We start from the raw sequence: 14,468 nt of genomic DNA, 5'->3' as shown, positions 1-14,468 counted from the left end.
GTCGGCTATGAGCGAGGAGCGGAAGTTGGCCGCAGCTAGATGGATGGTATTGTTTTGCATAAGGGGGAGATCCTTCCCTTGTAGTCGAGATAAATAAATTTAATGTTGAACTCTATGAAAAACCGGCGATGTCCTGCTCAAGCTCTTTGACAGATGAGGCAATTTTGTAATTAAACATTCTTACTATTACTGTATTGCTTAGCTTACTTGCTTCTTCAGTTCCAACCCATAAAGAAACTATCGCTCTTTGTTGCTCGACTGATAAATCATCAAAGTTTGGGATGTATTTGTGAGAGCTTTTATCCCCTCGATGCCACTCGTAGAATGTTTTAATTAATGATTTGGGTTTGATAATATCTTTTACTTCAAACCGCTTAATCAACTTTGTTATAGTATGATTAACGGCTCGGAGCTGGGTTGTACTGGATATTTGAGAGAAGTAAGCCACCCACCCCATACGCCTCCCATCAAACACACATCCAGTAATGCGTAAATTAAGCTTCCATTGACAGTACGCTATTGCCCGTTGTTTATCTTTCTTACTTTTTGCTTTAGCTAATGCATGTCGATAAGCGGTAAATATTTTTGCAAGTGATGATTCAAAGCGCAATATACTATCTTTTTTGATTGCAATCCCTTTTTCGCTTACCTCATAGCCTAAAAAATTAAAAGCATTACTCAATACCCCCACTTTTGATTTTGAATCAATTCCACCAATGGGATGTGGGGAAAGACCTATATATTCCAGTTCGCCTATAATTGCATCAGCAACTTCAGCAGAAGTTCCAGACTTGGTAAGGATAAGGATGTCGTCTACATAACGTTTATACCAAATATTTGGAATGAGGCTGATTTTTTCGTCAATCTTTTGCAATGCAATTTCCGCTAGAACATTGGAAATAGATAATCCTTGAGGCACTCCGGTTCCATTTTTTACTGAACCTTTACTCCCTGTAGACTCACTGACTGTCGGAGTTGAAATAGCATTACTGATAAGTGTTCTGAACTCAACTTTTCTGATCTTGTTTTTTATCGAGCTTTCAATTAATTCGTGGGGAATCGAAGGGTAAAAATTTTTGAGATCAATTTTAGCAAATTCGTTATATTGTCCAGAGTCAATAGCATCTTTAAGTGATTCTATTGCTATTTGTGGCAGTGATAGTTTTGCATTCGGAAAGACTTCTGAGAGAGACTCACATAGAGCTCGAAGTGTGATTCGGTCTCGAACAGTTGGAATAGAAATCTGTCGGGGAAATGAATATGCTCCCTTCGATATTAACTTTTCCTTATAGGCAGTAAATTTATAGCTCCCATCAGTAACTTTCCTAGCAATCAATGACAATTCAATAGCATGATTTTTCTCAAAACCATTTGGTCTAACTCGATCAATGCCAATAGCACCTGACTCTTTAATTTTTTCGAAATAAATCTTCTTTAAATTTTTTACTGTAAAACATCTCTTAAAACTACGCACAGCACTACTCATAGAGGTACCACGCAACGATAACCGGGGTAGTATAGAAAATGAGTAAAACAACATACTTGAACACTGTAAAAAAATAGACTTGGAAATATTCCTTTTTCCCTGGCTGCCGAGACGTCAACTGTGAAGCATTGCGTACTCGGGACGTCTTATCGTCCATATCTCGGTGATTTTCTACATCATTCATTAACTCATCATATTTAACGATATCTTCTGGTTGAACGGCATTTCTTGTATTTATAACATTGTACAGATGTTGCAATGCCAAATAATTTTTTCGCATATTCAACGCCCTGCCGCGGAAATCTCGATTTGCAACAGACAGCGATACACCAAGCAATGCAATAGACAAAATCGCGCCAAAAATATCTGTATTTTTACCCAGTAATGTTGGGTATCGGATTGCAACAACCGCTAACGCAGCACCTAAGATAGCGTACCAAACAAGAAGAAATTGCGAATGCATATCCATCCATTCTAACCGATGGTGTGCCTGAATCCGTGCCTTATAGGTAAACCATACCTTGTTGAGCATGAACATCTCCATGTGAAAAGGGGAGAGAGACAAGGAAATTTGAATACTTATTGAACATCCCGCAGGATCAGTGAGCAGAAGCTCAACAGCTTACGCTGTTCTTTATCAGAGCCGCCCTTACCAAAAAGTAAGAGGAAGAACCTGTCTCTCTTACTATAAGTTATATCACCAACCCTAATAATAAATCAACTTAATATCATTGGGTTAAGTTGAAAATGTTTTTTTTGAAATGCCTCAACTGAGGATAGTTGCATATATTGAAGCAAGCGTAAAAATATTGGCCTGTGCCCCTCCAATTAATGCGGTGCAGATTTACTAACATCCGCTCCTGGCACCAAGCCGACGGTCAAATTTAATGACACCCAGGCTCGCTGCTAAAAACATTAAGCCAGAGCCCTGTATTCAACAAAGCTCTGGCCATTTTATTTACCGAAATAATATTTGTTAATTAATTAACGGCAGCCTCGACCTGAATGCATGCCTTTACCGCCCATGCCTTGATGATCTCCCATACCCATTCCCATATGACGGCCAGCCATAGGAATGCCCGATTTCGCCAGTTGAGTATCCATCGCCACGCGCTGCTGATAAATACTGTCGCGCAGGGCGCTAATTTCTTGGCTCACTGCCTGAACTTTCTTATCGTCTACCGTCTTGCTGGTTAATAAGGCTTTGTACTCATACTGCTTAGACATCATTTGCTGACGTAAATCAGCCGTTTTGGTTTGGAATTCATCGAACGCTTTCTGGCTGGTTGCCTGCTGTTCTGGAGTCATGTTGGCCATATAGCCACCACGGTGATTTCCCTTACTATGATTCATTCCCTGAGCATTTGGCATCGCTTGTCCATTCATATTCATATGGCCGGTGGTCTCATTTTGTGCCATCGCTACGCCGCCGAATCCAGTCAGAGCAGCAAGAGAGATAATGGCAGCAATCGCAGTTTTATTCAGAGTCATGATTAATTTCCTTCTGTTTAGTATCAATAAATGAAATATCGCTCGTTGGCTTGATTATATGATTGCAACTAGCGTGCCAGTTTTAGGCTGGCACGAAAATTGAATAGAAAGGATGATAAAAATAATGTAATCGCCGCCCCTGAAAAGGCCGTCAGCAAAGGAAAACCGTCGTTGAACACCCAAACATCAATATCAATATTCAATTTTTGCTCTGAAGAAACGCCGTCGTTTGCACTACTTGCCCATCAGGAACAACGGGTAATTTTTACCCGCAAGGTTTATAGTATGGGTAATTTTTACTCGCTCAGATATTTACCCAGCCCGACTCACCAGCATAATGAGGATAGCGATGAGCAAGGAATTTAAAAGAAAGTCAGGCTTTCTACCGGCTTTTCCTGCCTGGTTCTTTATTGGGTCGGTGGTCATCCTGATTGGCATTATCATTACCATGACGATTAAGGACTTGAACCGCGGGCGTGAGATTGAGATCCAAACCCTGCTGGAAAAGAGTACCGTGCTGATTCGTTCATTTGAGTCCGGTACCCGCACCGGCATGAGCCTGCGTTGGCGTCACGAACAGCGCCAAACCTTACTGGAAGAGATGGCCTATCAACCGGGCATTCTTTATCTGGCGGTGACCGATACCTCGGGTAAAGTTTTAGCCCACAGCGATCCTGAACGAGTGGGTACCCAGCTGTATACTCAAAAAGAAATGGACGCCTTAAAAGTCAACTCGACGGAACAGTGGCGCATTGCTCCTTTTGTTGATGAGCAAAATAAAACTCAGAACGCATTTGAGGTTTACCGTTTCTTTAAACCACTAAAGCGCGGTAACGGCCACCGTACACATATGATGAATATGCGTCGGGATCGCAATCCTGAGGGTTACAGCGGCAACAACACCTCGGTTCAAGATGAAGAACAGAACGTTATTTTCACCGCTTTTGATACTTCAGCATTGGATGCAGTGCGAGAAAAAGATATCCGCAATACCATCATCTTTCTCTCTATTCTGCTGCTGTTAGCGCTGGCCAGCCTGTTAGCCCTGTTCTGGGCTCGCCGCTATCAACGTTCCAGTCAGCAACTGCAAGATTCAAAAGCCTTCTCTACCGAGATCATCAACAATCTGCCGATTGGCCTGATTACCACCAATGAGCAGCGCCAAATCAGAGTCGTCAATCAGGCTGCGGAAAACATGCTCGGCAGCCGCGCCAGTCAGCTGTTTGGTCAACCTATTCAGCAGGCGTTACCCGCAGAATGGAATCAATTAGTGGAAAGTAGCCACCGCCAACACCCGGTGGTAGAACGTGAAATTGATTATCCGTTGGCAAACGGGCAGACCATCCCTCTCAGCATCAGCGTGGCAAAAATCGTTAACGACGACGGTCATTTTCTCGGTAACGTATTTATCTTCAAAGATATGCGCGAAGTGCGTCAACTACAGGAAGAAGTGCGCCGCAAAGAGAAACTGGCGGCTATCGGTAATCTGGCCGCCGGCGTGGCGCATGAGATTCGTAACCCACTCTCTTCAATCAAAGGCTTTGCTAAGTACTTTGAAGGCCGTTCGGCACAGGGCAGCGAGGAACAAGAACTGGCAAAAGTGATGGCAAAAGAAGTTGATCGATTAAATCGCGTCATTACGGAGTTACTGGGATTAGTCCGCCCGACTGATTTACGCATTCAGCAAGTTGATGTGAATGCGCTTATCGAGCACTCACTTCACTTAATACGTCAGGATGCGGAAAGTAAAAACATCGTTATCGACTTCCACGCCGATAACGATCTCCCTCCGGCAGAGATAGATCCGGATCGTTTCACTCAGGCGCTGCTCAACCTTTATCTTAATGCCATTCAGGCGATAGGCAGCAACGGTACGCTGACGGTTAGCGCCAAATCAGCCGGAGATAACGATTTACACATCTCGATCAAGGATTCAGGTAAAGGGATTAAGCCGGACGATTTAGCCAATATTTTTAACCCCTACTTTACCACTAAAGCTTCCGGTACCGGCCTCGGCCTGACCGTTGTGCAAAAAGTGATTGAAGAACATCAGGGGAAAATCACCGTTCACAGTCATCCGCAATCGGGTACCGACTTCAATATGACAATTCCGCTGCGATATAGCACCCAACATCTCTTCGACCGTCAGACACAGGAGGCGTCCGATCATGACAAAGCATAAAGCACATATTTTAGTGGTTGATGACGATCTGAGCCATTGCACGATTATTCAGGCACTGATGAAAGGCTGGGGATATCAGGTTACTTTGGCCCATAACGGTCTGGAAGCCATAGAACAGGTCAAACAAAGCCCTTTTGACCTGATTCTCACCGATGTGCGTATGTCAGAGATGGACGGTATTGAAGCCCTTAAAGCCATCAAGGCCTATAACCCCGCCATCCCTATTCTGATTATGACGGCTTATTCCAACATTGAGTCAGCCGTTGAAGCCATTAAAGCCGGGGCTTATGACTATCTGACCAAACCGCTGGATTTCGATATGTTACAGCTCACTATCGAGCGAGCGCTGGAACATACCTACCTGAAAAGCGAGAATCAGACTCTCAAGCAGCAACTCACCATTGATAGCCAGAATATGATTGGCCGCAGCGTACAAATGCGTCGACTGATGGAAATGATCGCCATGATCGCCCCTTCAGAAGCCACGGTGCTTATCTGCGGTGAATCCGGTACCGGTAAAGAGCTGATCGCCCGTTCGGTTCATGCTAACAGTCTGCGTAAAACGCAGCCGCTGGTGATCGTCAACTGTGCAGCCCTCAGTGAATCCCTGCTGGAGTCTGAGCTGTTTGGCCATGAGAAAGGGGCCTTTACCGGTGCGGATAAGCGTCGGGAAGGCCGTTTTATGGAGGCGGATAAAGGCACGCTGTTTCTCGATGAAATTGGCGAGGTCTCTTTATTGATGCAGGCAAAATTACTGCGCGCCATTCAGGAGCGGGAAATCCAGCGGGTTGGCAGCAACCAAACCCTGAATGTCGATGTTCGACTGATTGCCGCCACCAACCGCGATCTCAAAGCCGATGTTGAAGCGGGTAAGTTTCGTCAAGATCTCTACTATCGCCTTAACGTTGTGACGGTAGATTCCCCACCGTTAAGGGCTCGCAATGAAGATATTCCTACGCTGGCGATGCACTTTTTGGAGAAGTTTGCTCAACGCAACCGTAAATCCGTTAAAGGCTTTACGCCACAGGCCATGGATATGCTACTGAAATATAGCTGGCCGGGTAACGTTCGCGAGCTGGAGAACACCGTCGAGCGCGCGGTTATCCTGCTTACCGGCGACTTTATTAGCGAAAAAGAGCTACCGTTAAGCATCAACCAGTTTATTGAAGAGAGCGTCAGTAGCGAGCATGCTGATGGGCCGATTCAACCGTTGGAACAGGTAGAAAAAGAGGCTATTCTTAGTGCACTGGAGAAAACCGGCGGAAATAAAACCGAAGCCGCCAGACAGCTAGGTATTACTCGTAAAACGCTACTGGCAAAATTACAAAAGTCATCGGGCTGATACTCGGCAATTATTCTGCTGTCGCCGAAATTTTTATTGGTTTAGCCTGTAAAGAAAATAATTTACCTCAATACGGAATATGATTATGCCTCAGATTAAACTGACCTATACACCCAACTTACCGGCACAGGACAAACTCGAGTCCTTTGTTTTGCAATTGCATCAGGCCGTTTCGCCGATTATTTCTTCCGATGTCTCAAGCTTTAAACCTATATTCAACCAATTGAAAGATCGGTTATCGGTTTAGCGGATCAAAATAAAGCAGTGATACATATCGACTTTCGTATGTTTGCCGGACGCTCTGAGGCAGTAAAACAGAAAGTGGCTAAAACCATTATGGCGCTGGCGCAGCCGATGTTTAGTCCATCAGGAAATGTTGTGACGGAAATTACTTTAGAAGTGGGTAAACTGGATAACGACAACTACTATAAAGTCATCGTTAACCAGTAAACTCGATGGTATAAAATATCCCATGGCGTTCCATTCGGTGACGCCATCTTTAATCGCTACTCTTCGGTTAATTTAGGCGGGAATACAAAGCTGGCAAGAATACCAATCGCCAACGCGCCCAATACCACACCCAGACTGGCTACCGCACTAATTTCATAGCCATGATGCCACAGATGATCGCTGGCATTCAGCGCCAGCTTGAATCCGACGAAAAACAGCAGAAACACCACCGCCTTTTCCAGATGAATCAAATGACCGCGCAGCGCTTCCAGTACAAAGTACAAGGTTCTCAAGCCAAGTACCGCAAACATCATGGCAGAATAGACAATCAGCGGTTCACGGCTGACGGCAATCACCGCCGGCACACTGTCAAAAGCAAACATCACATCGGAAAGTTCAACCACCGCTACGCACAACAGTAATGGTGTGGCATAACGTACGTTTTTTTTCACATGGAACACAAAGCCTTTGTTCTCAGGCTTGGCCAAATCTGCTTTCACTTCTGCTGCACTTAGCAGGAAGTGATGCCCCACCAGCTTGGGGTAAACCGGAAAAATATGCCGTATTAAGCGATTAGCCGGATGGTTGGAATAGTCCTCAATTTCTTCGCCATCATGTTTAGCACGCAGCATCATCACTGCCGTCCAGAACACCACCACGGCAAAAACCATCTCCACCCACGGTCCCAACGCCAGTAGGCTGGTACCGATCGCCACAAAAATAGCACGAAAGACGATAGCCCCAATAATTCCCCAATACAGCACTCGGTGACGATAGCCTTCAGGGATCTTAAACCAGGAGAAAATGGCCATAATCACAAACAGATTATCGACAGAGAGCACTTCTTCCAGCGCATAACCCGTAAGATACAGGCTGGCAATCTCCGCGCCATGCTGTAAATAAAGAAATCCGCCGAAACCTAAACCAATCGCCAACCAAAACAGACTCCATAACGAAGCCTTTTTCAGGCTAATGGGTTTGTCTTTACGGTGGGCAATCAGGTCGATGGTCAGGGCAGAAACAGCCAGAATAATAAAAACCGTCACGGTTAACGGAGGGAAGCCCAGACTGGTTTGTTCCATGATGGGTAAGGCCTTAATAGTGTTATAACAACGCAAGAATGCATTGATTATAACACCACCACGCAAGAGAAAGGGGAACCTTTATGTTCCCCTGAGGCTGCTGACAAACTTTTTAATCAGCATCAATGGTTGTTCCGGCTGTAAAAATCTTGAGTGAATATCACCTAAGTGCTCAACCGGAAGGACATCAGTATTCAACTTTAGCGTGCGTCGTGCCTAGCCGGGTTACGGGCACTCCGGCGGGCAAGCCCGCTACGCCCCCCACACCCGTCTCTCCCGACGATTGCGTATATGAGTACTTTATCAACAATCTGAGGGGAACCTTTATATTCCCCTAGTGCTTGTCAGTTAAGCTTAATGACTGCCCTCAATAGAAAGAGCCAAAGATAAACGACTCATATTTTCTTAACTAAACAATATTACCCCACACATTATTTATCGTGATTTTCGGCAAAAGCCATCGCCACTTTTTTAGCCCTGCGTTTCATAAAACGCTCCCTCAATGAGTCATAGGCTAAATTATAAATATAGGTATAAGGCAAAAAGAAAATAAAGAAGCCGATTTCCATGATAAATGCAGTCTTAACGCTCACGCCTAACGTGATCATAACCAGCGTTAATCCGATAAGAATAAATCCGCCTTCAAACCCCAACGCATGGAAAATACGAACTTTAGCAGTACGTTTTACCCGATTTGACGGCCATAGTCGGTCAAAAATAGCATTATAAATCATGTTCCATAGCATCGCCGTGGTCGAAAGTACGATTGCCAGCATACCCATTTGAAAAACGGTGCGTCCCATCAACCAGGCAAAAAGTGGCGCGGTAATAATAAGGGCAATACCTTCGAAGCAGACAGCGTGAAAAACGCGTTCTGTTAATGTTTTGTTCTGCATAAATGACCTATCTTGTGAATCCTGTTGCAATAATATCGGTAACGACCCACGCATTATTATCGTTTTTTGAGATACAATAAAGATAGATACCATCGACAAAACCGATACATTATGAAGTATTCACCTGAAGCCTTAGTTGCATTTGTTGAAGCCGCCTCACAGGGCTCTTTCTCTGCGGCCGCGCGTAAGTTGCATAAAAGCCAGTCGACGATCAGCTCTGCTATCGCCAACCTTGAAATCGATCTCGGCCTGACGCTGTTTGACCGAAGCAGCCGCCATCCGGTGCTGACACCCCATGGCCTGCGAGTACTTAATCAGGCTAAAGCGATTCTGTCCGCCAGCGAGCGGTTGGATGAATTGGCCATTCGACTATCCGCACCGGTAGAGTCGCGTTTAAGCTTTGTCCTGTCTGATACTTATCAGCAAACCCAGCATGAAGAGATCCTACAAAAATTTGAGCAACGCTATCCGGACATTGAATTTGAATGCATGATTGCCGAAGAAGAAGATGTGCTGATTTTATTGCAAAGCGGTAGAGCACAAATCGGTCTGATAGAGGTTCAAAGCAGCTACCCTCAAGATGTCGGATACTCCCGCCTGCTGGAACAAACCGAAATGAGCATCTTTGTTTCCCGTCAGCATCCTTTAGCAACATTCCCACACGTCACCAAAGAACAATTAGCCAATTCCCGCCAGCTGTGCCTGAATACCTATCTACGCACTCAAGAACGGGTGCCTCAGGGGCTGATTTGGTCAGCTCCCAGTTATCTTATGTTACTGGAAATGGCGGAACAGGGATTTGGCTGGGCGGTTCTACCTCGCTGGTTAGTTAAGCAATTCAGTCAACGTCAGCTATTTGAACTCACGGTGCGCGGCTGGCCAAGGATGATCTCTGTCGATGCTGTCTGGTCAAAAAACACGCCGCCCGGCCCTGCCGGACAATGGTTTTTAGAACAGTTACTGCAAACCAATAAACAACCGCTATAAGGCCAGATGGAAAAGTCCTGTGAAATAGCGACAATATTTGTAAAAATCATCATTGAGAAACGGTGCATTAGTGCCTACTATGCATGCACGCCCGAACATCAGCGGTTAACCATTATCCACTGATAAAAATAAGCAATACCCTGTATAACCGGTATAAATCACTAAAGCTGGTTCTGAATAGAGAAAAATTGGATAACTATGGTAAATAACTACACCCTGCGCAGCGTTCGTTATATGTTGGATCTTAGCGATGCCCAGATGGTTCAGATCGTCAAACTGGCTGACCTGGATGTGACTCTGGCTGAAATGGCCAGTTGGCTAAAAAAAGAAGACGACCCAGCATTCCAAGAGTGTAACGATCACGTTATGGGACATTTTCTTAACGGTCTGATCTTTTTCAGACGCGGTAAAGATGAAAACTTCCCGGCACCGGCAATCGAAGCCAAAATAACCAATAACATCGTGCTGAAAAAATTGCGGATTGCCTTTGAACTGAAAGATACCGATCTGTTAGATATCTATAAATCTGTCGATTTTCGCGTCTCTAAACCTGAACTAAGCGCGGTGTTTCGCAAACCAGGTCATAAAAACTACCGTGAATGCGGCGATCAACTGTTGAGATACTTCCTCAAAGGATTGACCACTCGCGTGCGCGGTTAATCGATGTATTGAGCAGTCTAAGCCGGAATCTCTCCAGATTAGACTGCTCATATCTGCGAACCAAATAAATTAGTTATTGAAGTTATAGGTAAACGTGGCGTTAAAGCGCAATCCACGCTTATCGCTGTCGCCAGGTAAATCCCCTATTGGTCGGGCCCCTTCCAAAGAAACTGAATAATGTTTACCGTCACCAATAGTGACGCCGGCAGCGTAAGAAGCTAACTGGCGAGTTGCCAATGCCGGCTGGTTAAAGTAAGTATGGGCCGTATCCATCACCACATACGGCTGAACCGTATTCAGCCACTGACTTTCTCGGCTATATAAGTAGCGCATTTCAACTTGTCCACCATAGCCATAGTCACCGCTAGCATCCCCATCGGGATAACCCCGACCATAGCGTAACCCACCAAAACTAACACGTTCAGGTTCCGGTAAATCATTATCAGACCAATCACCTTCAATGCTGGCGCTTAAACGCCATTTCTCGGCAAAAAGGTAAGCCATATCGTTATTCATTCTCCAGCGAGTAAAAGGAATATCTGTCGCCGGTAATGTACTGTTAGATATCGCTCCTTCAATTCCCTGACGAACGTTAAGGCGAGTCGTCCATAATGCCTGAGTGTATTCTTGATAGCCAAATAGAGAGACTTCCGCCGCAGGATAACGTAGTGTCTGCGTTTCGCTGACTGAAAAAGATGTCCCTTGTATCTGACCGCGATAATACTGATCGTAACTTTTATCTAAATAATCCAGACCACCACTCACCGTCCACTGTTTCTTTCTGGTCAGCACCAGCGGATAGTTAAACTGAATCCCGCTGGTATATTGAGTTGCATCGGTTTTGCCACCAATATCGACGTTATACTGAGGTAACACTAGGACAGGCGTATATTTTTTAGGCTTTTTCTGGTAATAACTGCCTTTCAGCTGCATCTGTAAACCATCATCGCCTAAATACTGCTGATAGTTTAAACCCACATAGTTTTCTTTATTGTCGCTGTTACCTAGCGGCAGCATGGTTGCTACCCCCAGTTGCTCACCATACGGCGTTAATCCACTAAGGGTACCGCTGATAACCGCCTTCTGTTCATCCTTACGACTATCCAGCGTTGAACTCAGGTTCCAATAACGAGGATGTTCTGACTTCACATCCAATACTGTTGCGCCATAAATATTGTTCGGGTTATTGGCCGAAGCGGTCACTTTGGCATCCGGTATTCGACTCATCAATATGCTATAGCGTTCAAACAAATCTTTGGTCAGTGGTTTCTCTTCCATCATCTTACGGGCTAACTTGCCTAATTTTTTAGCAATCGCCGTGTTATCACTCTTTATCCGACTATTGGCGATATAACCTTCAACCAAAACAACATTTAACGTACCCTGCTGAAAATTTTTCGCCGGAATATAGGCATAGGAAAGAATATAACCATCCTGACGATATTGCTCAGTGAGCAATTGAGTCGCGGCGAGCAGTTGTTTTAGCGGTACTTTTTTACCGATTAAACTGGCATAGGGCGCGGCCAGAACACGATTACTATATCGAGTTCCGCCAATAAACCGCAGGTGATTCACCTCTATCAGAGTATCCGGGGTAAGCCCGGTTAGCGAAGCTTTTGTTGCTGAAGAGGGGGTAGAAACCTGAATAGCCGTACTTCGTTGAGACGGTGGTTTGGGGACTTCCCGAGCAACCTTGGCCGGGTTATTTGGATCAATAAGAGTCGGAAGAACATCGGCCCATGCGCCAGTAGCGCCCGACGTTAATAAACAAAAAATACCTATTTGCCTTATTTTCATAATTTACATCCCTTAAAGCACCCGGGCAAGAAAGCCCCCCAATAAAGGGGGGCGTGAAATTAGACTTTATTATTTATTTACTCAGAATACCGGTAAGACCGCTAACGGTGCCGCTCAAAGTACCAGTCGTACCTGTCGTACCTGTCGTACTACTTTGACCTGACAATAGGCCATCCGCATCACTAATCGCCTCACCCACATTGGTTACCGTGCCACCAAGACCGCCCAGAGACGAATCACCGGCAGAAATCTGAGTGCCTAAATCGCTAACCGTGCCACCAACCTGATCCAGTAAACTATTCACCGGAGCCGCTAATCCAGTAGTCCCACCGACCTGCTGGGTTAAACCCTCGGTAGTACCAATAACTGGAGCAACAACACTCGTCAGTTCGGTCGTCACTTGAGATGTCGCGCCAGACGTCAGATCGGTCGCTAAACCATCACCCACATTCGTCACAACACCGCCAACTTGATTCACTAAACCACCAGTAGTACTCAATAGTCCGGTACTACCTACCCCACCTAACAATTGGCTGTCACCCAGATCGGTAATCGTATCCCCTAAACCAGATACCCCCGTACCCAGAGTGCTAACCGCTGTTGGTACGCCTGCCACTGTGGTACCAATCGCATTAGGATTTTCACCTAATTGACCTACACCATCCTGGATGCCGGTACCAATATCATTAATCGCATTACCGGTAGAATCGAGCAGTGAAACGGTGCCTTGAACGAGAGTACCGCCAGCGTCAGGTAAGTTGACATTACTGACAATTCCACCCACATCTTTCACCGTATCGCCGATGCCATTTACCGCACCACCGGCATCAGTAAGAACCTCGCCTGTGGTCGTCGTGGTATCAGTACCATCGCCACCGCCGTTGTTACCGCCGCCGCCGCCGTTATTACCACCACCGCCATTACTACCACCGCCGCTACCGCCTCCATCAATCGTTTGACCACCACCACCTTTTGCAGAGTGGCTAGAACTGCCACCGCCCCCACTACATGCCGCGAGCGAACAGGCAAGTAATACTGCCAGTGCTATTTTGCTCAAGCGGCCAATATCTGTCCGGCGCATAATGATTACCCCCGATAAATACGCCTATTGGCGTATAAGGTAAGTGTAGAATTGGTTTTTATATATTCCAGCTGACAAACAAAGATATTTATTCGCTGTTAATTACATGAATAAAATAGAATTAGTTTCATCAAAAATAGCAATGCGGTTATGACCTTTATGTCATATTTGAAATGCTCACCAAGAAAAAATATAACTACCTGTCTCAAGAATCACCTTTTGAGACAGACAGTTAATCTCCCTTCGTCAAAATTACAATATAAAACAAAACTATATTTAAAATTTATTAAAATAATAAAAGAGCGAGAGAGTTTATAAATAGATGGGAGTATTATTTGTTAAATGGCTATATCCTTATCGACTATTTAACAAGTGGCAGGTTGTTTTTAATGGCTGCGTTCTATCAGCAATAATTAACAGGAATTAATATTTTACCCAACAACGCTGTATCAGCGTGGCGAAAACCCGACGATAAAACATCTCCAATTTATTTAAGACTTGTTTTCCTAATCCAGACCAAATCAAATCAGTTAAACAACAGGCAAGTAACCCAACCAGAAAACCACCGACCATATCCATAGGCCAATGCACTCCCAGATAAATTCGCGACCATGCAATACCTAAAGCAATTATCAAGAATGCTGCGCCATATATCATGCGTCCCCAGAAAATAAAGGCCAGAGCAAAAGCAAATGCCGCAGTACCATGATTGCTGGGAAAGGAATCGCTATTAGCATGTGCTAAAAACTGATAGCCAACGCCCTCAACAAACGGACGTGTATGTGGATATATCGCTTGGATAATTTTCGCCAATATCATCGCAATACATAAAGTAATTAACATTTTCACTATCAGTTCACGGCGAGGAACCCACAGCCAGCCAATCAACGCGGCTGCGGGGATCATCATAATGGCCTGTTGAGCGAAAAAATGGGCCAGCACCATTATCCAATGACTTGAATTAGGCGTAGCGTTGAGCATCAAAAATAATTGCTGATTAAACTGTTCCATTAA

Annotated in this window: 15 protein-coding genes; 7 read left to right on the top strand and 8 right to left on the bottom strand. The window is 45.0% G+C overall.

Annotated features, from left to right (window positions below; genetic code table 11):
* Window positions 1–112: 112 nt before the first annotated feature.
* The 3 genes from EL341_RS02430 to EL341_RS02420 form a co-directional block, all read right to left on the bottom strand.
* The gene (locus EL341_RS02430) at window positions 113–1,486 is read right to left on the bottom strand and encodes an RNA-directed DNA polymerase (RefSeq protein WP_126466906.1); all 1,374 of its coding nucleotides are present in this window, start codon (window positions 1,484–1,486) and stop codon (window positions 113–115) included.
* Entirely contained in the window at window positions 1,479–2,018 is a 540-nt protein-coding gene (locus EL341_RS02425; RefSeq protein WP_126466904.1) for an SLATT domain-containing protein, read from the bottom strand. Before EL341_RS02425 ends, EL341_RS02430 begins: the two co-directional genes overlap by 8 nt.
* A gap of 452 nt (window positions 2,019–2,470) precedes the next feature.
* On the bottom strand, window positions 2,471–2,977 hold the full coding sequence (locus tag EL341_RS02420; protein WP_126466902.1) for a periplasmic heavy metal sensor: 507 nt from the start codon (window positions 2,975–2,977) through the stop codon (window positions 2,471–2,473).
* Window positions 2,978–3,076: 99 nt separating this feature from the next.
* On the opposite strand from EL341_RS02420, the gene EL341_RS17550 reads away from it, so the two are divergent.
* The 5 genes from EL341_RS17550 to EL341_RS02405 all read left to right on the top strand — a co-directional run bounded on the left by EL341_RS17550 (window position 3,077) and on the right by EL341_RS02405 (window position 6,951).
* Window positions 3,077–3,343: a hypothetical protein gene (locus EL341_RS17550; RefSeq protein ID WP_164720430.1), complete on the top strand. Its 267-nt coding sequence runs from the start codon at window positions 3,077–3,079 to the stop codon at window positions 3,341–3,343.
* Window positions 3,327–5,159: an ATP-binding protein gene (locus EL341_RS02415; RefSeq protein WP_126466900.1), complete on the top strand. Its 1,833-nt coding sequence runs from the start codon at window positions 3,327–3,329 to the stop codon at window positions 5,157–5,159. Before EL341_RS17550 ends, EL341_RS02415 begins: the two co-directional genes overlap by 17 nt.
* Window positions 5,146–6,501, top strand: a complete 1,356-nt coding sequence (locus EL341_RS02410) for a sigma 54-interacting transcriptional regulator (protein ID WP_074820396.1) — start codon at window positions 5,146–5,148, stop codon at window positions 6,499–6,501. The genes EL341_RS02415 and EL341_RS02410 overlap by 14 nt, the downstream gene beginning before the upstream one ends.
* Before the next feature lie 85 nt (window positions 6,502–6,586).
* A complete protein-coding gene (locus tag EL341_RS17545; RefSeq protein WP_164720429.1) occupies window positions 6,587–6,748 on the top strand; it encodes a hypothetical protein in 162 nt (53 codons plus the stop codon).
* A 17-nt stretch (window positions 6,749–6,765) separates the two neighbouring features.
* The gene (locus tag EL341_RS02405) at window positions 6,766–6,951 is read left to right on the top strand and encodes a hypothetical protein (protein ID WP_126466898.1); all 186 of its coding nucleotides are present in this window, start codon (window positions 6,766–6,768) and stop codon (window positions 6,949–6,951) included.
* Window positions 6,952–7,007: 56 nt separating this feature from the next.
* On the opposite strand, the gene EL341_RS02400 is transcribed toward EL341_RS02405, so the two are convergent.
* Window positions 7,008–8,033: a TerC/Alx family metal homeostasis membrane protein gene (locus EL341_RS02400; RefSeq protein WP_074820398.1), complete on the bottom strand. Its 1,026-nt coding sequence runs from the start codon at window positions 8,031–8,033 to the stop codon at window positions 7,008–7,010.
* Between the two features lie 431 nt (window positions 8,034–8,464).
* Complete coding sequence (locus tag EL341_RS02395) at window positions 8,465–8,929, bottom strand: multidrug/biocide efflux PACE transporter (protein WP_114986174.1); 465 nt, start codon at window positions 8,927–8,929, stop codon at window positions 8,465–8,467.
* 111 nt (window positions 8,930–9,040) lie between these two features.
* On the opposite strand from EL341_RS02395, the gene EL341_RS02390 reads away from it, so the two are divergent.
* Window positions 9,041–9,916, top strand: coding sequence for a LysR family transcriptional regulator (locus EL341_RS02390; protein WP_047779887.1), 876 nt, complete (start codon window positions 9,041–9,043; stop codon window positions 9,914–9,916).
* Window positions 9,917–10,114: 198 nt separating this feature from the next.
* Window positions 10,115–10,576, top strand: coding sequence for a YehS family protein (locus tag EL341_RS02385; protein ID WP_047779886.1), 462 nt, complete (start codon window positions 10,115–10,117; stop codon window positions 10,574–10,576).
* Window positions 10,577–10,645: 69 nt separating this feature from the next.
* Here EL341_RS02385 and EL341_RS02380 read toward each other — a convergent pair whose 3' ends face one another.
* The 3 genes from EL341_RS02380 to ybjG all read right to left on the bottom strand — a co-directional run bounded on the left by EL341_RS02380 (window position 10,646) and on the right by ybjG (window position 14,465).
* Window positions 10,646–12,373 (bottom strand): ShlB/FhaC/HecB family hemolysin secretion/activation protein, encoded by a 1,728-nt coding sequence (locus EL341_RS02380; RefSeq protein ID WP_074820400.1) that lies wholly within the window; start codon window positions 12,371–12,373, stop codon window positions 10,646–10,648.
* A 73-nt stretch (window positions 12,374–12,446) separates the two neighbouring features.
* On the bottom strand, window positions 12,447–13,454 hold the full coding sequence (locus EL341_RS02375; RefSeq protein WP_126466896.1) for a collagen-like triple helix repeat-containing protein: 1,008 nt from the start codon (window positions 13,452–13,454) through the stop codon (window positions 12,447–12,449).
* 423 nt (window positions 13,455–13,877) lie between these two features.
* Window positions 13,878–14,465, bottom strand: a complete 588-nt coding sequence (gene ybjG, locus EL341_RS02370; protein WP_126466894.1) for an undecaprenyl-diphosphate phosphatase — start codon at window positions 14,463–14,465, stop codon at window positions 13,878–13,880.
* Window positions 14,466–14,468 lie beyond the last annotated feature (3 nt).

The sequence above is a fragment of the Pragia fontium genome (assembly GCF_900638655.1).
Taxonomy (GTDB): domain Bacteria; phylum Pseudomonadota; class Gammaproteobacteria; order Enterobacterales; family Enterobacteriaceae; genus Pragia; species Pragia fontium.
This window is presented reverse-complemented; position numbering and strand designations above follow the sequence as displayed.

Excerpts from the sequence above, each read along its gene's own strand:
- EL341_RS02375 (WP_126466896.1), bottom strand. The coding sequence starts at position 13,454 with ATGCGCCGGACAGATATTGGCCGCTTGAGCAAAATAGCACTGGCAGTA.
- EL341_RS02400 (WP_074820398.1), bottom strand. The coding sequence starts at position 8,033 with ATGGAACAAACCAGTCTGGGCTTCCCTCCGTTAACCGTGACGGTTTTT.
- EL341_RS02380 (WP_074820400.1), bottom strand. The coding sequence starts at position 12,373 with ATGAAAATAAGGCAAATAGGTATTTTTTGTTTATTAACGTCGGGCGCT.
- EL341_RS02390 (WP_047779887.1), top strand. The coding sequence starts at position 9,041 with ATGAAGTATTCACCTGAAGCCTTAGTTGCATTTGTTGAAGCCGCCTCA.
- EL341_RS02420 (WP_126466902.1), bottom strand. The coding sequence starts at position 2,977 with ATGACTCTGAATAAAACTGCGATTGCTGCCATTATCTCTCTTGCTGCT.
- EL341_RS02395 (WP_114986174.1), bottom strand. The coding sequence starts at position 8,929 with ATGCAGAACAAAACATTAACAGAACGCGTTTTTCACGCTGTCTGCTTC.
- EL341_RS02385 (WP_047779886.1), top strand. The coding sequence starts at position 10,115 with ATGGTAAATAACTACACCCTGCGCAGCGTTCGTTATATGTTGGATCTT.
- EL341_RS02415 (WP_126466900.1), top strand. The coding sequence starts at position 3,327 with ATGAGCAAGGAATTTAAAAGAAAGTCAGGCTTTCTACCGGCTTTTCCT.
- EL341_RS17545 (WP_164720429.1), top strand. The coding sequence starts at position 6,587 with ATGCCTCAGATTAAACTGACCTATACACCCAACTTACCGGCACAGGAC.
- EL341_RS02430 (WP_126466906.1), bottom strand. The coding sequence starts at position 1,486 with ATGAGTAGTGCTGTGCGTAGTTTTAAGAGATGTTTTACAGTAAAAAAT.
- ybjG (WP_126466894.1), bottom strand. The coding sequence starts at position 14,465 with ATGGAACAGTTTAATCAGCAATTATTTTTGATGCTCAACGCTACGCCT.
- EL341_RS02410 (WP_074820396.1), top strand. The coding sequence starts at position 5,146 with ATGACAAAGCATAAAGCACATATTTTAGTGGTTGATGACGATCTGAGC.
- EL341_RS02425 (WP_126466904.1), bottom strand. The coding sequence starts at position 2,018 with ATGCTCAACAAGGTATGGTTTACCTATAAGGCACGGATTCAGGCACAC.